Source organism: Sodalis sp. RH14 (assembly GCF_047324285.1).
Taxonomy (GTDB): Bacteria; Pseudomonadota; Gammaproteobacteria; order Enterobacterales; family Enterobacteriaceae; genus Acerihabitans.
In genome coordinates this window covers 4544124-4566905 of the sequence record NZ_CP178739.1, presented here as the reverse complement: position 1 = coordinate 4566905, position 22782 = coordinate 4544124, and the positions used below count along the sequence as shown (strand labels likewise).

General features: G+C 59.8%; 22 protein-coding genes and 1 pseudogene. 8 read left to right on the top strand and 15 right to left on the bottom strand.

Features of this window, described 5'->3' with window-relative positions:
- Positions 1-47 precede the first annotated feature (47 nt).
- The 3 genes from glgX to ACL2XQ_RS20805 all read left to right on the top strand — a co-directional run bounded on the left by glgX (position 48) and on the right by ACL2XQ_RS20805 (position 3944).
- Positions 48-2345 (top strand): glycogen debranching protein GlgX, encoded by a 2298-nt coding sequence (glgX, locus tag ACL2XQ_RS20815; RefSeq protein WP_413739639.1) that lies wholly within the window; start codon positions 48-50, stop codon positions 2343-2345.
- Positions 2346-2619: 274 nt separating this feature from the next.
- Complete coding sequence (locus ACL2XQ_RS20810) at positions 2620-3453, top strand: hypothetical protein (protein WP_410013780.1); 834 nt, start codon at positions 2620-2622, stop codon at positions 3451-3453.
- 20 nt (positions 3454-3473) lie between these two features.
- The gene (locus ACL2XQ_RS20805) at positions 3474-3944 is read left to right on the top strand and encodes a GNAT family N-acetyltransferase (protein ID WP_410013781.1); all 471 of its coding nucleotides are present in this window, start codon (positions 3474-3476) and stop codon (positions 3942-3944) included.
- Between the two features lie 92 nt (positions 3945-4036).
- Here the strand turns inward: ACL2XQ_RS20805 and speG are convergent, their stop codons facing one another.
- The 7 genes from speG to ACL2XQ_RS20770 form a co-directional block, all read right to left on the bottom strand.
- Positions 4037-4582, bottom strand: a complete 546-nt coding sequence (speG, locus tag ACL2XQ_RS20800; RefSeq protein WP_410013782.1) for a spermidine N1-acetyltransferase — start codon at positions 4580-4582, stop codon at positions 4037-4039.
- Positions 4583-4644: 62 nt separating this feature from the next.
- The gene (locus tag ACL2XQ_RS20795) at positions 4645-4974 is read right to left on the bottom strand and encodes a DMT family transporter (RefSeq protein WP_410013783.1); all 330 of its coding nucleotides are present in this window, start codon (positions 4972-4974) and stop codon (positions 4645-4647) included.
- A gap of 193 nt (positions 4975-5167) precedes the next feature.
- Complete coding sequence (locus tag ACL2XQ_RS20790; protein WP_410013784.1) at positions 5168-6283, bottom strand: ABC transporter ATP-binding protein; 1116 nt, start codon at positions 6281-6283, stop codon at positions 5168-5170.
- 33 nt (positions 6284-6316) lie between these two features.
- Positions 6317-7144, bottom strand: a complete 828-nt coding sequence (locus ACL2XQ_RS20785; RefSeq protein WP_410013785.1) for a carbohydrate ABC transporter permease — start codon at positions 7142-7144, stop codon at positions 6317-6319.
- Positions 7137-7997, bottom strand: a complete 861-nt coding sequence (locus ACL2XQ_RS20780; protein WP_410013786.1) for a carbohydrate ABC transporter permease — start codon at positions 7995-7997, stop codon at positions 7137-7139. Before ACL2XQ_RS20780 ends, ACL2XQ_RS20785 begins: the two co-directional genes overlap by 8 nt.
- 19 nt (positions 7998-8016) lie before the next feature.
- Complete coding sequence (locus ACL2XQ_RS20775; RefSeq protein ID WP_413721299.1) at positions 8017-9282, bottom strand: ABC transporter substrate-binding protein; 1266 nt, start codon at positions 9280-9282, stop codon at positions 8017-8019.
- Between the two features lie 34 nt (positions 9283-9316).
- Positions 9317-10330 carry a Gfo/Idh/MocA family protein gene (locus tag ACL2XQ_RS20770; protein ID WP_413739638.1) on the bottom strand — a complete coding sequence of 338 codons (1014 nt, stop codon included), beginning with the start codon at positions 10328-10330 and terminating at the stop codon, positions 9317-9319.
- A 372-nt stretch (positions 10331-10702) separates the two neighbouring features.
- On the opposite strand from ACL2XQ_RS20770, the gene ACL2XQ_RS20765 reads away from it, so the two are divergent.
- Complete coding sequence (locus ACL2XQ_RS20765) at positions 10703-11386, top strand: N-acetylmannosamine-6-phosphate 2-epimerase (protein ID WP_413721298.1); 684 nt, start codon at positions 10703-10705, stop codon at positions 11384-11386.
- A gap of 2 nt (positions 11387-11388) precedes the next feature.
- Positions 11389-12276: an ROK family protein gene (locus tag ACL2XQ_RS20760; RefSeq protein WP_413727778.1), complete on the top strand. Its 888-nt coding sequence runs from the start codon at positions 11389-11391 to the stop codon at positions 12274-12276.
- A 33-nt stretch (positions 12277-12309) separates the two neighbouring features.
- On the opposite strand, the gene ACL2XQ_RS20755 is transcribed toward ACL2XQ_RS20760, so the two are convergent.
- The gene (locus ACL2XQ_RS20755) at positions 12310-13071 is read right to left on the bottom strand and encodes a GntR family transcriptional regulator (RefSeq protein WP_410013791.1); all 762 of its coding nucleotides are present in this window, start codon (positions 13069-13071) and stop codon (positions 12310-12312) included.
- Positions 13072-13327: 256 nt separating this feature from the next.
- Here ACL2XQ_RS20755 and ACL2XQ_RS20750 point away from each other — a divergent pair, with 256 nt between their 5' ends.
- Positions 13328-14884: a methyl-accepting chemotaxis protein gene (locus ACL2XQ_RS20750; RefSeq protein WP_413739637.1), complete on the top strand. Its 1557-nt coding sequence runs from the start codon at positions 13328-13330 to the stop codon at positions 14882-14884.
- 143 nt (positions 14885-15027) lie between these two features.
- Here ACL2XQ_RS20750 and yedA read toward each other — a convergent pair whose 3' ends face one another.
- Complete coding sequence (yedA, locus tag ACL2XQ_RS20745) at positions 15028-15975, bottom strand: drug/metabolite exporter YedA (RefSeq protein WP_413739636.1); 948 nt, start codon at positions 15973-15975, stop codon at positions 15028-15030.
- A gap of 150 nt (positions 15976-16125) precedes the next feature.
- Here yedA and ACL2XQ_RS20740 point away from each other — a divergent pair, with 150 nt between their 5' ends.
- Complete coding sequence (locus ACL2XQ_RS20740; protein ID WP_413732067.1) at positions 16126-16587, top strand: Lrp/AsnC family transcriptional regulator; 462 nt, start codon at positions 16126-16128, stop codon at positions 16585-16587.
- 433 nt (positions 16588-17020) lie between these two features.
- Positions 17021-17536: a DUF1097 domain-containing protein gene (locus ACL2XQ_RS20735; RefSeq protein WP_413727781.1), complete on the top strand. Its 516-nt coding sequence runs from the start codon at positions 17021-17023 to the stop codon at positions 17534-17536.
- Here the strand turns inward: ACL2XQ_RS20735 and cho are convergent.
- The 6 genes and pseudogenes from cho to urtE form a co-directional block, all read right to left on the bottom strand.
- Positions 17533-18396 (bottom strand): excinuclease Cho, encoded by an 864-nt coding sequence (gene cho / locus ACL2XQ_RS20730; RefSeq protein ID WP_413739635.1) that lies wholly within the window; start codon positions 18394-18396, stop codon positions 17533-17535. The two genes, ACL2XQ_RS20735 and cho, sit on opposite strands and share 4 nt — an antisense overlap.
- Before the next feature lie 105 nt (positions 18397-18501).
- A complete protein-coding gene (locus ACL2XQ_RS20725) occupies positions 18502-19287 on the bottom strand; it encodes an energy-coupling factor ABC transporter ATP-binding protein (protein ID WP_413721293.1) in 786 nt (261 codons plus the stop codon).
- A 29-nt stretch (positions 19288-19316) separates the two neighbouring features.
- Entirely contained in the window at positions 19317-20180 is an 864-nt protein-coding gene (cbiQ, locus tag ACL2XQ_RS20720) for a cobalt ECF transporter T component CbiQ (protein ID WP_413721292.1), read from the bottom strand.
- A gap of 3 nt (positions 20181-20183) precedes the next feature.
- A complete protein-coding gene (cbiM, locus tag ACL2XQ_RS20715; RefSeq protein ID WP_413721291.1) occupies positions 20184-21263 on the bottom strand; it encodes a cobalt transporter CbiM in 1080 nt (359 codons plus the stop codon).
- Positions 21264-21588: 325 nt separating this feature from the next.
- Positions 21589-21987: pseudogene (gene nikR / locus ACL2XQ_RS20710) on the bottom strand (nickel-responsive transcriptional regulator NikR); the annotation flags it as partial.
- 78 nt (positions 21988-22065) lie between these two features.
- Positions 22066-22764 carry an urea ABC transporter ATP-binding subunit UrtE gene (urtE, locus tag ACL2XQ_RS20705; protein WP_410016740.1) on the bottom strand — a complete coding sequence of 233 codons (699 nt, stop codon included), beginning with the start codon at positions 22762-22764 and terminating at the stop codon, positions 22066-22068.
- Positions 22765-22782 lie beyond the last annotated feature (18 nt).

Here is a 22782-nt window from a genome sequence, read left to right as displayed (position 1 = left end):
GCATTGTGACTGGATATACTAAAAATTATGCGCAGGAGACGAGTTTGATGGCTAAGGGATCGTCGAAGAAGGTTAACGAAATTGTTATTCCGACCACTACCACCACCATGGCGAGCAAAGTGGATAATCAGGTGGTGGTGACCATTGATAATAAAGGGGTGCGCATTGCCCATCCCAATAGCGATCATGACATTATCAGCCGCCTGGACGCGGATCGCAAAACGCGCGTCAGGGAAGGCATGCCGGTACCGCTGGGAGCAACCTGGGACGGACTGGGCGTCAATTTCGCCATTTTCTCCGCCCACGCCACCAAGGTGGAGCTGTGCCTGTTCACCGAGGAGGGGGAGGAGTATGACCGGATAGAGCTGCCGGAATATACCGACGAGGTCTGGCATGGCTACCTGCCCGACGCGCGTCCCGGCCTGCTGTATGGCTATAGGGTGCACGGTCCTTATGCCCCCGAGGAAGGACATCGTTTCAACCCCGCCAAACTGCTGCTCGATCCCTATGCCAAACAGATCTGGGGCGAGCTGAAGTGGGATGACGCGCTGTTTTCCTACGACTTCGAGGCGGAAGATAAGGATCTGAGCCTGGATGAGCGCGACAGCGCGCCTTTTATGCCGAAATGCCGGGTGATCGACCCGGCGTTTTCCTGGCCGGCCAACGGCAAAAGTTTCATCCCCTGGGAAAAAACGCTCATTTATGAAACCCATGTGCGCGGCTATACCATGCGCCACCCGGCGGTGCCGGAGCATCAGCGCGGCACCTTCTCCGGCCTGAGCACGCCGCAGATTGTCGATTACATTAAATCACTCGGCGTGACCGCCATTGAACTGATGCCGATCCACGCCTTCGCCGACGATCGTCATTTGCAGGAAAACGGGCTGCATAATTTCTGGGGCTACAATACCCTATGCTTTTTTGCGCCCCATCCGCAATATATGGCCACCTCGACGGTCAATGAATTTAAACAGATGATCGCCACGCTGCACGCCGCGGGTATCGAGGTGATCCTGGATGTGGTGTACAACCACACCGCCGAAGGCAACGAGCTTGGGCCCACGCTGTCGCTCAAAGGTATCGATAATGCCAGCTACTATCGCCTGTTCCCCGAGGAGAAACGTTATTACATTAACGATACCGGCACCGGCAACACCATTAACCTGAGCCACCCGCGGGTACTGCAGATGGTGACGGATTCCTTGCGCTACTGGGCCACCGAGATGCAGGTGGATGGCTTCCGTTTCGATTTGGCGACTATCCTTGGGCGCGAGGCGTACGGCTTTGACGAAGGTTGCGGCTTTCTGGACACCTGCCGCCAGGACCCCATCCTGAGCCAGTGCAAGCTGATTGCCGAACCCTGGGACTGCGGCCCGGGCGGCTACCAGGTGGGTGGTTTTCCGCCGGGCTGGTCGGAATGGAACGACAGATATCGCGATTCGGTACGTAAATTCTGGCGCGGCGACGAAGGGCAACTGGCGGACTTTACCACCCGTTTGGCCGGATCCGCCGATATCTTCAATCATCGCGGCCGTAAACCCCATGCGTCGGTGAACTTTATCACCGCCCACGATGGTTTTACGCTTAACGATTTGGTGTCCTACGAGCATAAGCATAACGACGCCAACGGCGAGGATAACCGCGACGGCCACAGTGATAATATTTCAGCCAACTATGGCGTCGAAGGCCCCACCGACGACCCGGCGATTAACGAGCTGCGGCTGCGCCAGATGCGCAATATGCTGGCGACGCTGATGTTCTCGCAGGGTACGCCGATGCTGCTGGCGGGAGATGAGTTTGCCCGTACCCAACAGGGTAATAACAATGGCTATTGCCAGGATAGCGATATCAGCTGGGTAAACTGGGAGATCAACGATAAGGGCGAATCGCTGATTTTATTTACTTACCGGCTGATTGCCCTGCGCAACCGTTTTCCGATTTTGCATCGCGGGCGTTTTCTCAGCGGCAAGCTCAATGAGAAGCTCAATATTAAGGATGTGACCTGGGTGCAGCCCAACGGCGAGGAAATGTCGGAGGAGGCCTGGGGCGACGCCAATCTGAAGAGCATCGGCATGCTGCTGGACGGTCGCGCGCAGCCTACCGGGCTGCTGCGGGTGGGATCGCAGAGTACCGTGCTGTTGTTGTTCAGCGCCTCCCACGAGAATCTGGTCTTTACCCTGCCGGAGGTGGCGCACGGGTACGGCTGGCGGCATATATTTGATACCTTTCAGCCGGATGATATCAATGAGCATAGCTTTGGTTTCGGCCATGCCTATACCTGTCCGTCGCGGACGGTGGTGCTGTTTGAACTGGTGAATACCAAGACCACGATGGTGGTGGCTTAAGCCGGCCTTAAGCAAGTAAGGTGTTAGCGGGCCTGCCACGTCGCGGGGCCCCGGTCGGGCGGGGGAAACCCGCCCGCCCCCCTGGCCACGTTTCCCCATTACGACCTCTGCTGTCAACCCTGCGCACTCTTTTCACGTTTTTTTGCTAAATATTCACGCCCCGCTGCCGATACTCCTTAAACGCAAACCCTTTGGAACGAGTTAATCGGAAGGATAACCGTTGCCCTGTTGTGGCTACCGAACAACGGCAACATGCCATGGGACTTGAGATGAGATGAATACGTTCCCCCACAGCGCCTTAAGATTTATCCGCCAGTTTGACTTTGGCGACGATCTGCTGCTGGACGCGGTCTATTTGATGCTGCGCAATCCTTTTCTGACGCAGGCGACATTAGCGCGCGAATTCAATCTGAGTTTTATCCAATCGGATGTGTTATTCAAAAAGTTGATTGAAGTTAATAAATTCCTAAAGACTAATTATTATGCCATGTCTTATGTAGCCAATAACAGAATCGCTGATGCCGTTAAGCTTTGGTCTAACCATCACCGCTCGGATCAGGGCGCGGCGTTGAAGCTTGATGCGCAGATCCATGATAAATTAATTGACCTGGCGCCGATTTTTTTTGATAAGCGGCAGGAACTGGTCTTTACCGACGGTTACGGGTCCTATTTCCAGTTCAATAAAGATACTGAAATCACGTTGATGGTTAAAGGGGTGCTGAGTAAAATTCTTGAACCTTATCAGAAGGTTATTTTAGATGCCGATTCAGTCAAGGCCTTTATTCTTGAGCAGGTCGACATCATGCGCGATGTGGCGGCGGTGTCCGGCCAGGATGTTGATATCCGGACCACGGTGATCAAGGCGGGCTGGAATGTAAACCTTATTACGCCGGAACGGGTGATTATCGCCGATAAATGCGGCTGTAAGGCGGCGATCACCTGTATCAATAAGACCCTGCCGACCAATACCCTGCAAAAAAGCAAAATTAACTACGGTTGCGATATTTCAGTTTATCTGGATAACGCGATGTCTTTGGTGGATGATTTTTACGTTAACTGCAGTTCTGAGGTGTTCAATACCAGGGAATTTTATAATATAAATATATAAAAGTCACCGCAAGGAAGGGTATGGACGTGCGCATCATGCCGGTTGAGGCCAGCGACCCGGAGTTTGCCCGCCTGGTCGCCGCGCTCGACGCGTATTTAATACCGCTGTACCCGGCGCAAAGCAATCATGGCCTGCCGATCGGCGCGCTGCGCGCAGCCGGGGTGCGGGTTTGGCTGGCGCGGGCGGGCATGCGGGCCGCCGGCTGCGTCTGCCTGTTTGTGGGCGAGGATAAGCTGCCGGAGATCAAACGCCTGTATGTCGATCCGGCTTTTCGCGGCTGCGGTATTGCCTCGGCATTACTGACGCGGCTGGAGGGTTGGGCGCGCGGCCAGGGATTTCGCGACCTGTATCTGGAAACGGGCATTTACCAGATGGATGCCGTGGCGCTGTATGAAAAACAGGGCTTCAGCCGCGTCGGCCGTTTTGGCGCTTACCCGGATGATCCCCTGAGCCTCTATATGCATAAGCCCATTGCGGATAATGTCTTTTAAGCGCCCTTCGCGCCAGGCGCCGCATTTTGGGTTCGCTTGCCGCGACAGGCGGCTCCCCATGGCGCGGGCGGCGCCAGCCGGGTAGCATCCTGTTATCTTTTCTTACTCGCCAGATATTCGTTCTGGAAAATACACATCCGGATGGTGTTGCGGTATTCGCCGTTGACAAAATATTCTTTCAGCAATACGCCTTCGACCTTGAAACCCAGCTTGCCGTAGATATGGATGGCCTTCTCGTTTTCCTGATCGACAATCAGATACAGCTTATGCAGGTTAAGCACCATAAATCCATAGTTCATGGCCAGCTGCGCGGCAATGCTGGCATAGCCGTGCCCCTGATGGGCCGGGTCGACCAGGATCTGGAACTCGGCGCGGCGATGGATATGATTGATTTCAACCAGTTCCACCAGGCCGATGCCCACACCTTCCTTATCGATGATAAACCGCCGTTCGCTTTGGTCATGGATATGCTTGTCATAAAGGTCGTTAAGTTCGACAAAAGCCTCGTAAGGTTCCTCGAACCAATAACGCATGACAGTTTCATTATTATCCAGCTGATGAACGAAATGCAGATCTTCCCGTTCTAATGGACGAAGCTTAATATTATAACTATGCGATATTTCATTTTCCACAATCATGATGGCTGCCAGGCATGCTTGATTATATTCCCCATAATAAAAAGAATGATATTATAAGCTAATTAATGATTAGTGGTTTTAGAAATAACATTCATGACCAAAACACCACCAATGATCATGAACATACCGAGTATGGCATAGATATCGAGCTTTTGGTCAAAAAAGAAATAACCTGAAACGGCAACAAATACAATGCCTAAGCTTGCCCATGCCGCATAAGCGACGCCCACGGGCATGGTTTTGAGTACTTGGGAAAGCAATATAAAAGAAATACAATACCCGACAATAACGATAATGGAAGGGTACATTTTGGTAAAACCCGCGGAGGCTTTTAACGAACTTGTGGCTATGACTTCAGAAATTATTGCTATTAACAGGTACAGATAGGTCATAAGATTATTCTTTCGGTTTCTAAATGGCTACTGATATTATCATAGCCCGCCTGCAGAAGAAAATTGGCAATATTATGACAAATTCAGTGAATAATCTCTGTAATCATTGCTCTAACGTGGACGTGTTACGGGCAACGGTAACGGATGGGCGCGGGGGTCGCCGCCGCCGCGCCGCCGCCCACGCCGCCGCAGGCTAAATATCCACGGTGCGCCGGAAAGCGTTGCCCGCGCCGTCAAACAGGTGCGCCTTGTCGGCGGGGATGGCGAGATCCACCGTATCGCCCAATGCCAGGCGCCGGTCTTCCCCGTGCCGGAGTATCACCGGCTCGCGGTCCGGCAGTGCAATGTATAAATAAGCCGCTTCGCCCAGATGTTCAATGTGCTGGATACGCCCCGACAGCTGCCGGTCCTGCGGCGCGCACAGCCGCAGGTGCTCGGGACGGATGCCCACACAGACGTCGTCGCCGTCGGCGAGCCTGGCGTCGACGCAAAGCTCGACGGCGTCGGTTCCGTCCAGGGTGACCGTCGCCCGGTCGGCACCGGCGCCGGTTAACCTCGCCGCCAGGAAATTCATTTGGGGCGACCCGATAAAACCGGCGACAAAGCGATTGACCGGGTGGTGATACAGCGCCAGCGGATGGCCGACCTGGGCAATGGAACCCTGGCTGAGCATGGCGGCGCCGCTGTTGAGCAACACGATTTTATCAGCCAGCGTCATGGCCTCCACCTGATCATGGGTGACATAAATCATGCTGTTGCCCAGCTCATGATGCAGTTTGGCAATCTGGACCCGGGTGGCGACGCGCAGCGACGCGTCCAGGTTGGATAACGGCTCGTCGAATAAAAAGACCTCCGGGTCGCGCACGATGGCGCGGCCAATGGCCACGCGCTGGCGCTGGCCGCCGGACAGGGCCTTCGGCAGGCGGTCGAGCAGCGGGTCAAGCTGAAGGATGCCGGCGGCGTCGTGCACCCGCCGCGCTATCTCCCGCTTGTCGACCTTGGCCAGCTTCAGGCTGAAGGCCATATTGTCGAAAATGGACATATGGGGGTACAGGGCATAGCTCTGGAACACCATGGCCACGCCGCGCTCCGAAGCCGGCAGGCGGTTGACTACCCGGTCGCCGATAATAATATCTCCCGAACTGATGGTTTCCAGCCCGGCTATCATGCGCAGCAAGGTGGATTTGCCGCAGCCCGAGGGGCCGACAAACACACAGAACTCCCCATGCTCGATATCCAGGTTGACCCCGTTGATGACCTGGGTGTTGTGATAACTTTTAAAGACATTGCGTAAGCGTATGGCAGCCATCGTCCGGCTCTCCTGTTGTAGGGTGGTCGGGCGTTATTTCACGCCGCCCATGGTTAAACCCCGGACCAGATGTTTTTGCACCAGCAGTCCCAGCACCAGCATCGGCAGCATAACCAGCGTGCCGGCGGCGGTGAGCGGCCCCCATTCGGTGCCCTGGAAGGTGAGGAACGAGGTGATGGCCACCGGCAGGGTCTGGGTGGATTCGCCGGACAGGGTGAGCACGATCTGGAACTCATTCCAGATAAAAAACAGCGTCAGCACCCCGGACGCGGCCAGCCCGGTACGGGCCAGGGGAAGAATGATCCGGGCGAAGACCTGCCATTCGCTGGCCCCGTCCACCAGCGCCGCCTCGCGTAATTCCGGCGGAATATCCTCGAAAAACGTGGTGATCATCAGGATGGTGAAGGGCACGTTGGCGAGGGTATAGACCGCAATCAGCACCAGGTAGCTGTCGGTCAGGCCGAGGGACGTCACCAGGTAGTAGGCCGGCAGCACCAGCATGATCACCGGGGCAAAACGCAGGCTCATGATAAATTGCTTGGCGCGCGCCTTCTTGATGACAAAAAACACCAGCCCGTAGGAGAACAAGGCCCCCAGCAGCAGGCACAGCAGGGTGGCGGCCAGGGAGATCACCACGCTGTTAAAGAAGGCGCGGATAAAATCGCTGTTACCGAGTACGGTGGCGTAGTTGTCCAGGATGGGCGTAAAAAACAGCCTGGGCGGCATGGCGAACGCGTCGATATAGGTTTTGAACGACATCGACACCAGCCAGAAAATCGGCAGCAGGAAAAATGCCAGGATAAGCAGTAACAGGGCATAAAACCCCGCCCAGCGGCCGGTGCGTTTCAGAGAATCAGGCATCTTTCATAATCCGGTTGCTTGCCATGGAGAGCACCAGGATAACCAGCAGCGTGTTGATGATGGCGATCACCACCGCTTCGCTGATGCGAAAATCCTGAAAGCCGGTCAGGTAGGCGAACATGTTGGTGGTTTCGGTGGCCAGCGCCGGCCCGCCGCGCGTCATGACATAAATCAGATCGAACGACTTAAAGGCGTCAATCATGCGCAGGAACAGGGCGATGAGGATAATCGGCTTGAGCATCGGCAGTTTGATATAGGCCAGCAGGCGCCAGCCGCGCGCGCCGTCCAGTTCCGCCGCCTCCAGCGGCTCTTGCGGCAACGAGTCCAGGCCGGCCGATACCAGCAGGATGATAAACGGCGTCCATTGCCAGACGTCGGCGACGATAAGCGACGCCATGGCATAGGACGGATTGCCGAGCCAGTCGACGGGGGCGATGCCCAGCAGGCCGGCCAGGTAATTAAACAAGCCGGCGTTGGGATCGTAAAAAATGCGCCAGATAAGGCCGCCGACGATGGGCGTGACGATCATCGGCAGCAGCAGCAGCGCCCGCGTCAGTTTGCGGCCGGGAAAATCGCGGCTGATAAACAGGGCGACGGCGCATCCCAGCGCCAGCTCGATAAGCGTTGCCGCCGCCACGTACACCAGCGTATGCCACAGCGAAAACCACAGGCGCGGCTGCTGCAGCACGTCGATAAAATTGGCCAGCCCGACAAACCCAAACGGCGGCGGCGCCATCATGTCGATATCGTGCAGCGCCAGGTACAGCGAATAGCCCAGCGTGTAGACCGACACCGCCATCAGTGCCGCCAGCAGCGGCACCGTAAACGCCCAACGTGTAAACGTTGCTTTCATGTTGACTCCGGTCCCGGTTTCACCGCGCGAGGGCTTTATCGTTCTGGCGGTTTGCCGCCGCCATGGCGTCCTCGGCGGACAGGGTGCCGGCCAGGGCCTGGGACAGCGCGATGCCGGTGTTATTGATCAGAATGGTGGCCTGCGGCACCGTGGGCAGGTAGTTGGGATTGCCGTTTTTCAGCGCCGCCAGCATGCCGTCCTTAAACGCGCCGTACTTACGCACGAAGGCCTCGCTGTTAATGGCGCTCAGGGAGCTGACGCCCGCGTTGGGATTAAGCTCCACCGATTTCATCTGCGTTTGCTTGTTGGTGGCCCAACTGATGAATTGCCATGCCGCCTGCTGGTGCTTGCTGGCGCTGGCCAGGTACAGGCCATGCACCTGCAGCGCCGAGCTGCCGCCGGGATGACTGCCCGGCTGCGCCGGAACCGGGGCGTAGCCGACCTTGCCGACCACCGTCGATTCCCGGGCGTCCTCGTTATAGCCGCCGTTGACCGTGGAATCGATAATCATGCCCGCTTTGCCCTGCTGGAACACCAGGCGGTTTTCCTGCCAGCCGAAATTGGCCGCGCCGATGGGGCCGTAATTCTTCAGGATATTAACGTAGGCCTTGGTGGCCTCGATGGCTTCGGGACTGTCGACGGCGGATTTGCCGTCCTTGATCCATTGCCCGCCATAGCCCCACAGGAATGCCGCCCAGGAGAAGGTGTTATGGATGCCCTGGCCGCCGCGCAGCGTGATGCCGGCCATGTGGCCGCCGCTTTTTTCCTTGAGGGTTTTGGCCGCCGCCAGCAGCTGGTCAAAGGTGGTGGGCACCGCGATGCCGTATTGGGCGAACAGGTCCTTGCGGTACATCAGAAACGTGCTTTCGCCGTACACCGGCACGCCGTAATAACGGTCTTTATAGCGCAGCGTATCGGCATAGCTTTTGACGAAGTCCGCGCGATCAAAACCCGCGTCGGCTTTCATCAGCGGGTCGAGCGGGGCGATGTAACCCGCCGAGGCGTAGCCCACCCCATGCACCCAGTCGTCCATGACGACGTCATAGCGGCCGCTTTTGGAGGAAAAGGCCAGCAGCGCCTTGGACGTCAGATCGGCGTAGGGGACGATTTCCGCCTGTACCTTGATGCCGGTCGCCTTTTCAAATTCCGGCAGCATGGCCTTGATGGAGTCGCTGGTGCTATGGCCTTCCAGCAATACGCGCAGGGTATCCTGCGCGTGGGCGCCGCCGGCGCAGAACAGCCAGGCGCAGACGAGCGCGGTAAACCGGGAGAGCGTCGTTTTCATGCGTAAATCCTTATTCAGTGGATAAATGAGGCGATCAGACGGCGACGACCTGACCGGTACGGGCGGATGCCATGATCGCAAGCGTAATCCGTAACGCCTCGTTAGCCTCTTCTCCCGTGGCGACCGTGGTACGGTTGCTGCGGATATCGCTGATAAAGGCCATCAGTTCCTCGCGCAGGTCGCCTTTGATTTCGCCCTGGCTCAGCGGCCAGTGCTGGGTATCGATATAGCGGTTGGCGGTTTCGGATGCATGATAAAGGCCGGACTCGCCGCACTCGATTTCAAACAGGCCGGCGGTGGTCAATATTTCCATCTTGGCGTCCAGCAGGGTCCGTGAACCCGCCGGCAGCGCCCAGGCGCTTTCCAGATTGACCACCGCGCCGTCGGCAAAGCGGATAATGGCGAAAACCGCGTCCTCGGTCCCCAAATGCCCGAGGCGCTTATTGGTGGTCTGGGCGTAAACGCTCACCGGTTTGGTGCGGTGCAACAGCCAGAGGACCATATCCACGTCGTGCACGGTGACATGCAGCGGCAGCGGCAGGCTGCCGCCGTAGCGCGCCGGTCCCTCAATGGCCGGGCTATTGCGCCGCGCCGCGATATGGCTGATCTCTCCCGCCTCGCCGGCTTCAATGATGTCCCGCGCCCGTGAATAGCGCGGGTCGAAACGCAGCAAAAAGCCGATGCCGAGCTTGACGCCGGCGGCATGGGCCGCGCCGACAATCGCCTCGCCGTCGGCCAGGGCGGCGGCGATGGGTTTTTCCAGGAAGATATGCTTGCCGGCCCGGGCGGCGGCCAGGGCCGGCGCCAGATGGAAATCATCCTTGGTGCAGATGCTGACGATATCCAATCCCTCAAGCGTCAGCATGTCCTGATAATCGCTAAAACATTGGATGCCGGGAATAAACGCCTTTACCGCCTCGCAGCGCGCCGGATCCGGATCGGCGATGGCGATCACTTCCACGCCGTAGAGCTGGCTGAACACCCTGGCATGCATGGTGCCCATAAATCCCGCGCCCACCACGGCGACTTTCAGTGTTCCGTCTTTCATTGACTGGCCTCTTGGTTTTTTGTTGGGCGGCGGCCCGGCCGGGTGGCTTCGGGGCCGCGGTCCGCCGCTGTCGCTATTGGTTTTTATAGGATAAGCAATACAATAAGCATGCCAGTTTAAGTCCAGATTAGAGCCAGATGCTTAAAAGGGTTCTATATTATTAACTTAACGAAACTGTTGCGATTTTATTCCTGAGTATCAGGCTGTTAATCTCACGCTACGCATAACTATTAGCACAATTATTGTGCATTTGAATAGCTTTAAGCACCTTTTTTGTGCGTTGCTCGATAAAATAAAATACCAGTTTACATATTTGGTATTGTTGTGGTTAGCTGGCGGTGCCGAGGTTATTTTTTAAGGAAAACGACGCAGATGACCCTGAATGAACTTAAGCACCGCCTGGTGGTATCCTGCCAGCCGGTGACCGGCGGACCGATGGACCGGCCGGAGATTATCGTCGCCATGGCGCAAAGCGCGCAGTCGGCCGGCGCGGCCGCGGTAAGGATCGAGGGCGTGGAGAATGTGCGTCGGGTGGCCGCCGCGTTGACCATCCCGGTGATAGGCATCGTAAAACGTGATTTAATCGATTCACCGGTGCGTATCACACCTTTTATAGCGGATGTGGAGGATCTGGCGCGGGCGGGCGCGTCGATTATCGCCTTTGACGCCACCGACCGGGTCAGGCCCGTGCCGGTGGCGGAACTCTACCGGGCGGCGCGGGCGTGTCAACGCCTTATCATGGCGGATTGCGCCTGCCTGGCGGACGGCGTGGCGGCGGCAGGTCTGGGCTGCGATCTGATTGGCACCACGCTGTCCGGCTATACGGCCGGCACCGCCGATCAGCCGATGGCGCGCCCCGATTTGGCACTGATTGCCGCCCTGGCGGCGCGGGGTTATAACGTGATGGCGGAAGGGCGCATCCGCACGCAGGATCATGCCGCCGCCGCCCTGGCGCAGGGCGCGTTCGCCGTAACCGTCGGCTCGGCCGTTACGCGCGTTGAGCATATTACCCAATGGTTTATCGAGGCGCTGGCACAGGCCGCAACCCGGAGCTGATTATGGCGACTATCGCGCTGGATATCGGCGGCACCAAAATCTCCGCCGCCAGGGTGGAGCAGGGGCGCTGCGTGGAACGGCGGCAAACGCCGATGCGTTTTGACGAGGCCGGGTTTATCACCGCCCTGCGCGAGGTGACCGCGTTTGGCGTCACGCCCGGCATGATCGCGGTAGCCGCCACCGGTTTCGTGCGCGCCGGGCGGGTTTATTCGGTCAATCTGGACACCATCCCCTTTTGGCGCGGATTCCCGCTGGAAGCGGCGCTGCGCCAACTGTATTCCTGTCCGGTAGTGTTGATGAACGATGCCCAGGCCGCCGCCTGGGGCGAGTATAGCGTCCGGCAGGGACGGGTGCGCAACCTGCTGTTTATGACGTTGTCCACCGGCGTCGGCGGCGGCCTGGTGCTTGACGGCGAACTGCGCACCGGCGGGCACGGATTGGCCGGACATCTCGGCCATGCCACGGTGAGCCGCCCGCCGGCCGATGTGATGCCCGGCCGCGGGGGGCCGTGCGGATGCGGCCGTTACGGTTGCCTGGAATCCGTTGCCTCGGGCACCGCGCTGGCGCGCCAGGCCGGGGCGCTGTTCGGGCGGGCCATCGACAGTCGCGCGCTGTTTGCGCTGGCTGCCACGAGCGCGCGGGCAAACGATATCATCGACAACGCGGCGGCGGCGGTGGCCGAGGCCATCGCCAATACGCATATGCTGCTGGATATTGATGAGGTGGTGATTGGCGGCAGCGTCGGGCTGGCGGCGGGCATGCTGGACAGGATCCGCCAGGCGCAGGACGCGTTGCCGCCGCTGGGACGGGTCGCGGTATCAGGCGCCGCGCTGGGCGCGGACGCGGGGCTTATGGGCGCCGCCGGCTGGGCGCGGCGCGGCGCCGGTTAATGCCCGCCGGCTGTTCCCGGCATCTGCCGCCCGTCAGTACAGGCCGTCGCGCTGCAGTTCCACCACAAAATCATAACTGTCGCCCCGATACCAGGTATGGGTATATTCAATCGGGCGTCCGTCCTCAAGATAACAGTGGCGTTCCACATGCAGCGCCGCGCTTTGCGGCGGCAGCTCCAACAGCAGCGCATTTTCGGCCGATAACGGTTCCGCGCGCATTCGTTGCAACGCCCGTTTCGGCATATGGCCGCTGCGTTGCAACACCGCGTACAGCGAGTCGCCAAGCCCGTCGAGCGACGGCAGGAAACCCTGGGGGATGACGGCGATTTCCACCGCCATCGGCCGTCCGTCCACGGTGCGCAGCCGTTTAAGGCGGTAGACCAGCGCGCCGGGAGAGAGATTCAGCGCAATGGTTTCCGACGGCGAGGACTGGATCAACTCGCGCTCCAGCCAGATGGCTCCCGGCTGATGGCCGCGCGACAGCATGTCCTCGCTGAAGCTGGTTAACGACGATAAGGGTTTTTCCAGCCGGCCGGCAACCTGGCTGCGGGCGCCGCGCCGCTGGATAATCACCCCGTCTTGGGCCAGCTGGCTTAACGCCCGCCGCACCGTCACCCTGGATACCGCCAGGTATTCCGACAGCTCGCGTTCGCTGGGGATGGTATAGCCGCCTTTGATCAGGCCGCCGGCCACCAGTTCCCTGAAACCTTTTTCCAGCCGCTGGTACAAGGCTCCGCCGCTCTGGTTGCGCTCGTTGCAATAGGTCTTCAGTAACTCGATTAACTTATCATCCATAAGGGCGGGCCGCTGGTGCGTGTTTAACGATGTTCACTGATTGTAATCGAAGCCGCCGCGGGCGCATACCCTTACCCCGCATTGTCCTGTCCGGCGAATATCCCCTGGGGTGAAAGGCCGGGGCGAATTGGTACGATAGCTTTGCGTTCAAAAATGACAGGTTGATCACGAAACGCAACTAAACCCGCTGCGCAGTCTCATTATCGTCCTCTGCGTGCCGATAAACCCTTACTTCTCTTTTTAGATGGCTAAGGTCATGAAAAAATTACTCCATTTACCCTTTATGGTGCAGCTATTCAGCGGCTTCGCTATTATTATCGCGTTGATGCTTTGCCTGGGCGGCGTGTCCCTCTACCAGCTCAGCGCCAATAATGACCATATCGACGCCTATCGCAATAACTGGCTGCCCGGGGTGCGCTATACCCTGGAGATGCGCGGTACGCTAGCCGAACTGCGTTTGCAGCAGGTACAATATATTTCTTCTCCGACGGACCAGGATCGGGAGTCACACCGGCTGGAACTGATGCAGGCGGTGGCGAACTTCCTCCGCGCCCAGAATGCCTACCTGGCGCTGAATACGCCCTTAAGCTCCACGCCGTTATTCAGTCAGATCATGGCCAACTTCAATCAGTTCAGCCTGGCGAACGATAAGATGATCGCGGCCATGTCGGAAAATGATGTCACCGGAGCCATCCGCATCAGCGGCGATACCTCGCGCAAATACCGCACCCAGCTGATGGCCGACCTGGCCACCATGGTCGACCGGGAAGTGGGCGGTAGCCAGGAGGCGGCGAGACAGGCGGCCCGGGGCTATGATATCGCCAAATACAGCCTGATGGGCCTGTCGCTGTTCGCCCTGCTGATCTCCGGACTGCTGGCCACGGTGATTTCCCGTAATCTGTGGCGCCAGCTGGGCGGCGAGCCGGCCTATGCCACGTCGATTATGCGTAAAATCGCCGCCGGCAACCTGACCACCGGCATCAAGCTGAGCGCCAAGGACAGCAGCAGCCTGCTGGCCGCGCTCAACGCCATGAGCCAACAGTTGCGCGATACCATCAGCGGCATCATCAGCGGCAGCGAATCCATTTCGGTGGCCTCCGGTCAAATCGCCCAGGGCAATACCGACCTGTCGCAGCGCACCGAAGAGCAGGCGGCGTCGTTAATCCAGACCTCGGCCAATATGCAGCAACTCACGCAGACCGTACACCACAACGCCGATAACGCCAAGGAAGCCAGCGAACTGGCGGTCGCTACCTCGCGCACCGCCACCCAGGGCGGTAAAATCGTGGCGGAAATGCTGACGCATATGCGCGATATTTCCCAAAGCTCGAAAAAAATCGTCAATATCATTGCCGTTATCGAGGGCATTGCTTTCCAGACCAACCTGCTGGCGCTTAACGCCGCCGTCGAGGCGGCGCGGGCCGGCACCCAGGGCAAGGGCTTCGCCGTGGTGGCAAGCGAAGTACGCACGCTGGCGCAGAAGAGCGCCGACGCGGCCAAGGAAATCAAATCGTTGATCGAGGGCACTGTGGACAAAATCAGCGCCGGATCTGAACGGGCGGATAACGCCAGCAAGGCGATGACCGAAATCGTCGACTCGGTGGACAAGGTGGCCGCCATCATCCACGAAATCGCCACCGCCAGTAACGAACAGCATATGGGCATCCAGGAAGTGGGACAGGCGGTGGCCCAGATGGACCAGGTTACGCAGCAAAATGCGGCGCTGGTGGAGGAGGCCGCCGCCGCCGCCCGTTCGCTGACCGAACAGGGCCAGGAGCTGCGCCGGGCGGTGAGTTTCTTCCAAACCGCCTGATGCCGTCGGCGTAACACGCTCCCGCGGCTAAGACCTGGAGAGGGTTTTAGCCGGCGGGAGTTTTTTTATGGCGCTTGGGCATGCTTTCCCTATTTTCGCCGGCTTTGGCGTAAGACATCGTCATGGGATAAAACCGCCCGTCTTTATCCATCGGAGGAGCGGGCCGCTCCGGCGGGCGATTTAACGGCGCCGGCCGCGCCGGCTTTGCCGGAACCGCTGAAGGTTTTGCCGACCATGACGATCACCACCGCCAGGATAATGATGCCCAATGCCAGCCACTCGATGGGATTAAGGCGCTCGCCGGCAAACCCCATGCCGAGCAGCACCGCCACCACCGGATTGACATAGGCATAGCTGGTGGCCAGTGCCGGACGGGCGTGGGAGAGCAGGAACATATAGGCGTTGATGGCGATAATCGAGCCAAACACGATCAGATAGCCGATGGCCAGCAGCCCCGCGGTATCCGGCATCCGCGTCAGGCGCTCGCCGGTAAGCAGGCTGGCGACAAGCAGCACCGCACCCGCCACGATCATTTCCACCGCCCCGACCATCATGCCCTTGGGCAGATCAAGCCTTGAGCTCCAGATGGAGCCGAACGCCCAACTGACGGAGGCCACGATCACCAGCAGGGCGCCGAGCGGGTTGCCGGTCAGGTTACCGCCGGTATTGAGTAAAATAATGCCGGCCAGGCCGAGAACAATGCCGAACCACTCCAGGCGCGTGGCGCGCAGTCCCCAGATACTGCCGAAACAGGCGGCGAACAGCGGTACCGTGGCGACAATCACCGCGGTAATGCCGGACGGCACCTGCCTATGTTCGGCCACCGTCACCAGGCCATTGCCAATCGCCAGCAGCAGGATGCCGATCATGCCCGCGTTCAGCGCCTGGCGCGGCGAGGGCAGGGACTCGCCTTTCAGGCGCAGCACGGTGAACAGGATAATGCCGGCCGTTAAAAACCGTACGCCGGCCATCAACAGCGGCGGCCAGCTGTCCACCCCGACGCGGATAACAAAATAGGTCGAACCCCATATGATGTAGAGTGTAAACAGCGCCAGGACCAGCTTCAGTCCGTTTGAATCGCGTAATTGCATGTAGCTGCCTTTTAAGCCTAAACGTTCGGATGATTAGTAAACCTTTTTTTATGGCTGTTAATATATTCTTTTTGTCGTAATCCTCCAGTTAAACAACGAAAATAGCCGTATAACACCTTCGATTCAACAGCGGGCGCAACGGGGAAAGCTATGGATAAATATGATGAACTGATACTGCAGGCGCTGGTGGAAAACGGCAGGCTAACCTATGCCGAACTGGCGCGCCGGGTTAATCTCTCGCCGCCGGCGGTGGCGGAGCGGGTGGCGAAGCTCGAGACCAAAAAAGTCATTACCGGCTACCACGCCCACGTCAACCTGGAAAAACTCGGCTTGCCGATCACCTTTATCGTCGAGCTGCGCCTTAACCATAACCACTGGCAAAATACGCTGAAAATGCTGACGCAGATCCCCGAAATCCTGCAATGCTACCGGGTAACCGGCGAAGCCTGTGTGATTGTCCGCGGCGCGGTCGGGGATATGGCGGCGATGGAAGCCTTTATCGAGCGGGTAAGCCAATTCGGCGCCACCAAAACGTCGATCATTCTCTCGGCGCCGGTGGAGCGTATCGCGCCGCCGGCGCTGATGGTTGCGGAGACGTTAAAAAAAGCGTGATAAGCTTCACAAAAAATTGACACGGCGGCTCATTTTGCTAAACTGCGAAAAGTGTGATGAACATCACATTAATGTCGGATCAATGTGAGGAATCAGCAATGAAAATTATACGTAAAATTAACAAATTTTTGAAAGAACAAGGCAATATCCACGCACAGGCGGCTAAATATAGCCTGTATTAAGCGTGACGCATGCCCCGGGGGCCTCATCCGGTGTTGCCGATGCGCCGCCCGCCCTCTTTATCCCAGACGGCCCTTTTCAGGGCCGTCTGCCGTTGCAGGCAGACAAGCGCCCGCCTGAGATAGCCGCTTTCGCCTGCCGCCATACCGGCCCGGCGACGCAGGCAAAGATACTATAGATTTTACGACATCGACCGCCTCTCCCCCAGCGCCTATCTTGAAAGCAAGAGTCATCGCGCGTAAGGAGACCGGCCGTGAACACCCGCCGCACGCAACCTGTCCAACGTCAAACCCCCGGGCAGTTTATTCTTTACACCGTCATCGCCGCCTCGAGCGCGTCCCTGGCCGCCTGGGGCAGCGCGACGCTTGCGCTGGAGGTCTGGGTGATGTTCGCGGGCCTTATCACCTGGTTCACGCGCCCGACGTCCTGGCGCGCCGGGCTGTGCGCCATGATCTGCCTGTGGCTGGGAATTGGGCTGGGGGCCGTTACCCAGATAATACTGCCGGCGTTGTCGCCGGCTCTGGAGCCGCTGGCGTTGCCGCTGGTGGTATTTTGGGTGGCCATACTTATCGTAAGCCTGCGCGCGACCCGTATCGTCGATAACACGCTGGCCTGGTTCCTCGGCATGGTCACGTTCTATGCCTCCGGGCTGGAACCGGCGCCCGGCATGTTTAGGGATCTGTGCGGCGCATCCGCCATCGGCGGGTTCGCCGGTTGGGCTTGCCAGGCGCTGCACCGGCGTTGGAACACGGCCTGGTTTATCCCTTAGCCCAGTTCGATAATCTCATGGCGGCCGCTTAATATCGGCCCGCTGAGAATTTTATAGCCGTCGCGGTCGAACCCCTGCGCCACGGTGCTCAGGCTCGCCGCTTCGCCAAGGCTTGCCACCGAACCGAGATAGAACCAATTGTTGACCACGTGGATTTGCCGCCGATCGCCGCTGTGTTCCACCAGGCCGATAGCGCCGGCGTAAGGCCATGCCACGATGCGCATCTGCTGCAGCGCGTCCATCAGGCGCAGCTGGTGTTCCTCCGGGCTTTCTTTACCGCAGCAGGCGCCCGCGCAGCGCCCGAGATGGAACCGGAAGCAGGCGCGTCCGTGGCTGAGTTTTTCCAGGCCGAGCAGGCTGTAACATAATAATTCGCTGTCGCCGATATCCAGCAGGGTTTGCTGGGCGGCGCGGCGGCTGGAAAACAGGCCGTACAAATCCGGCGTGCGGGCAAAATCGATCTCTTTGGCCGAGACGATGACGGGCATGCCGCGCGCCAGGTGAATCGAGCACAGCTGGCGACTGCGCCGCAGCCGTTTATTGTGCAGCGGCTGGAGCGCCTTGATCATCTGGGCCTCAAGCAGCAGGGCGCCGATTTCCCCGGCGGTGAGGTGGTAGCTGATGCGCCGCGATTGCCGCAGCATGCGCGCTTCTTCGGCGGTGCGCAGATGCGACATGACCCGGCTGCGGATATTGACGCTTTTGCCGATATACAGCGGCATCACGTCGCTGTCGCTATGAAAGACATACACGCCGGGCGCGGCGGGCAGGCCGTCGATATACTGACGCAAATGTTCGGGATACTGATAGGCCTCGGCGGGGTCGAACTCCCTGCGGGTGGCGGACAGACGCTTATACACTGACTGAACTCTTATTACTGTTGTTTTATACAGCATAACAGGTTATTTTTTAACACGACAGCGCAAAATAACGTCTGATCGTTATTTTATGCGGCATTATGCGGGTTATAACCGGTGAAGGTGATCATCCTCCTGGCGGTGACGGAGCAAATGACATTCCCGCAGCAGTTGCCGGTCGGCTAAAATGTCCGCGGTCGGCCCCTGGGCCGCAAGACGCCCTTCGCGCAGCACAAAACACCGATCGGCGATGTCCGGGACAATGGCCAGATCGTGGGTGGCGGTGATAAGCGTACGCCCGCGGCTCTCGCGCAGGAATTGCACCATATTGCCCTGGCTTGCCGGGTCCAGGCCGCTGCAGGGTTCGTCGAGCAATAACACCTCGGGTTCGATAATCAATACCGACGCCAGGGCGACGCGTTTTTTTTCGCCGCCGGACAACCGATGGGGCGAACGGTGGCGCAGATGCGTGATGCCGAATTGCTCCAGCATGGCGTCGATACGCCCGGCGATGCGCGGTTTATCCCACCCCAGTTGCAACGGGCCGAAGGCCAGCTCGTCATAGACCGTCGGGTTAAACAATTGCACATCGGAATTCTGGAACACCAGTCCCACCCGGCGCCTGAAGGCGTAAGCCTCCTCGTCCCCGCGCAGGGCGGGTTCATCGAGCGCCCGGCCGAACGCGCGCACGCTGCCCGCGTTGGGGAAATAAAGCCCGTCCAGCAGGCGCAGCAGGGTGGACTTGCCCGAGCCGTTGGCGCCGAGCAGGGCGATACGCTGGCCCGCCCGGACCTGAAGCGTGATCTCCCGTAGCGCGGGCAGCGACTGGTAGGCATAGCTGACCTGCTGTAAATCATAGACCGGCGGCGTGGTTAACGATGGGGCCTGGTTCATGCGTATTGCTCCTGTTCCCGGGGCGTCATTCAGGGTAGCCGCAGCCACTGGCAGCTAAATCCGGCCAGCGCCAGCAGCATAAACACCGGCACCGCGCGCCAGTCCTGTTTTTGCAGACACAAATCGTCCATTAGCCTGATTTCACCGCGAAAGCCGCGCGACAGCATGGCCAGATGAACCTCCTGGCTGAGATACAACGAGCGCTCCAGCAGGCTGCCGGCCGCATTGACCGCCAGCCGGCGGCGCTCGCCGGCGGGCAGGGGGCCGACCATCCGGCTGGCGCGCGCTTCAAACAGGGCGACCGCGCCGCTGAGCAGCACAAAAATATAGCGATGGGTCATGCCGAGGATCATCACCGCCACTTTTGGCACCCGCAGCGATCGCAAGGCCTTGAGCAGGCGGGGCCAGGGGGTGGTCAATACCAGCAGCAGCGCCAGGGTGGCCGACGTTTCGGCCCTGCCGATCAGCAGCAGGGCCACGCGCAGCCCTTGCGCGGTGACGGTAAGCGACGTGAAGGGCAGGGCGAAGAGCGGCGCGCCGGGTACCATAAACAGCGCCGGCAGCGCCAGCACGCCGGTAAACAGCAAAACGCCGAGCCATACCTGGCGCAGCAGCCTGGCCAGCGATAGCGCCGAAAGCCGCGCCATGATCGTCGCCGCCAGCAGCAGGCCGGCCAGGGCCAGCAGCGAATGCACGGCGACGGCGGTGATAATCAGCGCGCCAAGGCCCATCAGCTTCACGCGCGGGTCCAGCCTTTGCAGCCAGCCCGGCCGGTCGGCCATTGTCTGGGCGTCATCGGCATGCGCCATGGCCGCCAGCAGGCCCGCCAGCAGGCGCGCGATAAAATGCCGGCTTCCCGGCGCGCGCCGGTGGCTGAAGGAGGGTTCGCGCACCGTTTAACGGTGACCCGAGGACGGCCGCCAGGCCGCGGCGCGCGTCAGGCGCGCCAGCAGATAAAACGCCAGCAGGATAAGCCCGCTGCCCATAATGGCCGACAGCACATACCCGACGCGGGCGTTTTGCATAAATGCCGGGGCATAGTCCGGCATCGGCGCTGACCAGAGCGCCTCCAGGCGCTGCATGCCGGCCGGCGCGCCCTGCGGCGGGGCGATATTGCCCGAGGCGCGGGTGATTTCGGCCCTGGCGCCGGCATCCTGGAAGTCGGCGGCGCCCCATTCCCCCCAGGCGGTGCCGGCGGCCAGCAGGCCGAGCGGGCTGATGATCATCACCACCGCCATGCCCAGCCACAGCGCGCGCACCGGCCGCCAGCCGGAAAGGCGCGCGGGCACGCACGCGCCGCCGGCGGTGGCGCGCAGCAGGTCGGGGTTGGCTTTTTGCAGATAAGCGACAATACCGCCGGTCACCACGGCCTCCGCCAGACCGGCAAAGGTCAGGTGACCCAGCAGCATGGCCGGCACCGCCACCGACAGCGGATAGGGCGCATACAGCGGCGCTCCGGCGGCGTCGGTAAACAGAAGGGGCTGGATGCCGAACTCCACCGCCGCCAGCAGCGCGGCGATATTAATGGCGCAGTAGCCGGCCACCGTGGCCGCCACCACCCGCCGCCGGGCGGTAATGGCCGACCCGGCGGCAATCAGGCGGTAAAGGCCGTAGGCCGCCAGCGGACCGACGATGGCCATATTCAGGCAATTGGCGCCGAGCGCGGTAATACCGCCGTCGCCGAAAAATACCGCCTGGATAAACAACGCCATCGAGACGGCCAGTACCGCCGCCCACGGACCCAGCACGATGGCCGCCACCGCCATGCCCACCGCGTGCCCGGTGGTGCCGCCCGGCAGCGGCAGGTTAAACATCATGATGACAAAACAAAACGCCGATACCACCGCCAGCAATGGCACCAGGCGGGTATGCAGCAGGCGTTGCACGCGTTTTTGCGCCACCCACCAGAAAGGGGCGGCGATCAGGAAGGCAACGGCGCAGGTGGACGGGCTGAGATAACCATCGGGAATATGCATCGGATAACCCTGTGTTCAGGCCGCGCGCATAGCGAACAGGGCGGCCGGGGGGCAAAACTTTCGTGGAAATCAGTATGCCTCCGCCGTTCATACTTTTCCATAAAAAATCATACCGGGTTCATTGATCGAGCACAATTAACCGTCAACTTTCCCGCCGGCCGCTAAGCGCCCGCCACGGTTCCCTACCCTAAACCGGAAGGCTGTCCTAAACGTGTTTATGGGGATGCCGGTGATCTTTATCATGATCATGGCCGCTTGCATGACGGTGATCGGCGGTTGTCACGGCATCGGCCGGGATCATTGCGGCGTTTTGCGTGGCGGCGGCGTCCAGCGGGATCAGGTTAATGCTGCCGTGGCGCACCCCGGTCTGGGCGATCACCGATTGGGCAAAATCGGTTAATACCCCCAGCGGCCCGCGCAGGATGGCGGTCTCCACGCACTCGTCGTGGCTGAGATGGGCATGCATGGTGGATACGGTCAGTTCGTGATGATCGTGCTGCAGTTCGGTCAGGCGGGTGGCCAGTTGCCGCTCATGGTGATCGTAAACGTAACTGAGCACCGCGATAAAGGCCGCCCCGGGGTTGGCGGTGGCCGCCTGCTGGCCCAGGTCGCGCCGCAGCATATCGCGGAACGCCTCCGAGCGGCTGCTGTAGCCGCGCAGCCGCATCAGTTCGTCCAGCTCGGCCGCCAGCCGGTCGTCGAGGGAAATGGTTAATCGCTGCATAGGGCATTCCGGGTATCGGGGAAAACCACAGTGTGGAACATTTTTACCGCCAGGCAAAGGATATCGGCAGGTTTAGCCTCAGATAGTCACCAGACCGCGCACCCCGTCGGTTTCCATATCCGCGCCCAGGCCACGCTGCACGATCTGCCCACGCGACATCACCAGGTAGCTGTCCGCCAGGGCGGCGGCGAAATCATAAAACTGCTCCACCAGCAGGATCGCCATATCGCCGCGCGCCGCAAGGGTTTTGATCACCACGCCGATCTCCTTGATCACCGACGGCTGGATGCCTTCGGTAGGTTCGTCGAGGATCAGCAACTGCGGCTGGCAGGCCAGCGCGCGCGCAATCGCCAACTGCTGCTGCTGGCCGCCGGACAAATCGCCGCCGCGCCGGTTTTTCATCTGCGCCAGCACCGGGAACAGCTCGTAGACCGAGGCCGGCGGCGCTTTGGCGCGCGCGCCGGAAAAACGCGACAGGCCGAGCAGGATATTTTCCTCCACCGTCATGCGCGGAAATATTTCCCGTCCCTGCGGCACATAGGCAATACCGGCCTGCACACGCTGGTGGGGGCGGCGCTGGTTGATAAGCTCTCCCTGCCAGCGAATGCGGCCGGTTTTGGCCGGCAGCAGGCCCATCAGGCATTTGAGCAGGGTCGTCTTGCCGACGCCGTTGCGCCCGAGCAGGCAGGTTACCTGACCGATTTGCGCCTCGAACGACAGGCCGCGCAGGATATGGCTGCCGCCGTAAAACTGATTTAACTCTTCCACCTGTAGCATTATGTTCCCCTGCGTATG

What these genes read in the sequence shown, in the direction of transcription:
- glgX (WP_413739639.1), top strand. Translation starts at nt 48, where the DNA reads ATGGCTAAGGGATCGTCGAAGAAGGTTAACGAAATTGTTATTCCGACC.
- ACL2XQ_RS20810 (WP_410013780.1), top strand. Translation starts at nt 2,620, where the DNA reads ATGAATACGTTCCCCCACAGCGCCTTAAGATTTATCCGCCAGTTTGAC.
- ACL2XQ_RS20805 (WP_410013781.1), top strand. Translation starts at nt 3,474, where the DNA reads ATGGACGTGCGCATCATGCCGGTTGAGGCCAGCGACCCGGAGTTTGCC.
- speG (WP_410013782.1), bottom strand. Translation starts at nt 4,582, where the DNA reads ATGATTGTGGAAAATGAAATATCGCATAGTTATAATATTAAGCTTCGT.
- ACL2XQ_RS20795 (WP_410013783.1), bottom strand. Translation starts at nt 4,974, where the DNA reads ATGACCTATCTGTACCTGTTAATAGCAATAATTTCTGAAGTCATAGCC.
- ACL2XQ_RS20790 (WP_410013784.1), bottom strand. Translation starts at nt 6,283, where the DNA reads ATGGCTGCCATACGCTTACGCAATGTCTTTAAAAGTTATCACAACACC.
- ACL2XQ_RS20785 (WP_410013785.1), bottom strand. Translation starts at nt 7,144, where the DNA reads ATGCCTGATTCTCTGAAACGCACCGGCCGCTGGGCGGGGTTTTATGCC.
- ACL2XQ_RS20780 (WP_410013786.1), bottom strand. Translation starts at nt 7,997, where the DNA reads ATGAAAGCAACGTTTACACGTTGGGCGTTTACGGTGCCGCTGCTGGCG.
- ACL2XQ_RS20775 (WP_413721299.1), bottom strand. Translation starts at nt 9,282, where the DNA reads ATGAAAACGACGCTCTCCCGGTTTACCGCGCTCGTCTGCGCCTGGCTG.
- ACL2XQ_RS20770 (WP_413739638.1), bottom strand. Translation starts at nt 10,330, where the DNA reads ATGAAAGACGGAACACTGAAAGTCGCCGTGGTGGGCGCGGGATTTATG.
- ACL2XQ_RS20765 (WP_413721298.1), top strand. Translation starts at nt 10,703, where the DNA reads ATGACCCTGAATGAACTTAAGCACCGCCTGGTGGTATCCTGCCAGCCG.
- ACL2XQ_RS20760 (WP_413727778.1), top strand. Translation starts at nt 11,389, where the DNA reads ATGGCGACTATCGCGCTGGATATCGGCGGCACCAAAATCTCCGCCGCC.
- ACL2XQ_RS20755 (WP_410013791.1), bottom strand. Translation starts at nt 13,071, where the DNA reads ATGGATGATAAGTTAATCGAGTTACTGAAGACCTATTGCAACGAGCGC.
- ACL2XQ_RS20750 (WP_413739637.1), top strand. Translation starts at nt 13,328, where the DNA reads ATGAAAAAATTACTCCATTTACCCTTTATGGTGCAGCTATTCAGCGGC.
- yedA (WP_413739636.1), bottom strand. Translation starts at nt 15,975, where the DNA reads ATGCAATTACGCGATTCAAACGGACTGAAGCTGGTCCTGGCGCTGTTT.
- ACL2XQ_RS20740 (WP_413732067.1), top strand. Translation starts at nt 16,126, where the DNA reads ATGGATAAATATGATGAACTGATACTGCAGGCGCTGGTGGAAAACGGC.
- ACL2XQ_RS20725 (WP_413721293.1), bottom strand. Translation starts at nt 19,287, where the DNA reads ATGAACCAGGCCCCATCGTTAACCACGCCGCCGGTCTATGATTTACAG.
- cbiM (WP_413721291.1), bottom strand. Translation starts at nt 21,263, where the DNA reads ATGCATATTCCCGATGGTTATCTCAGCCCGTCCACCTGCGCCGTTGCC.
- urtE (WP_410016740.1), bottom strand. Translation starts at nt 22,764, where the DNA reads ATGCTACAGGTGGAAGAGTTAAATCAGTTTTACGGCGGCAGCCATATC.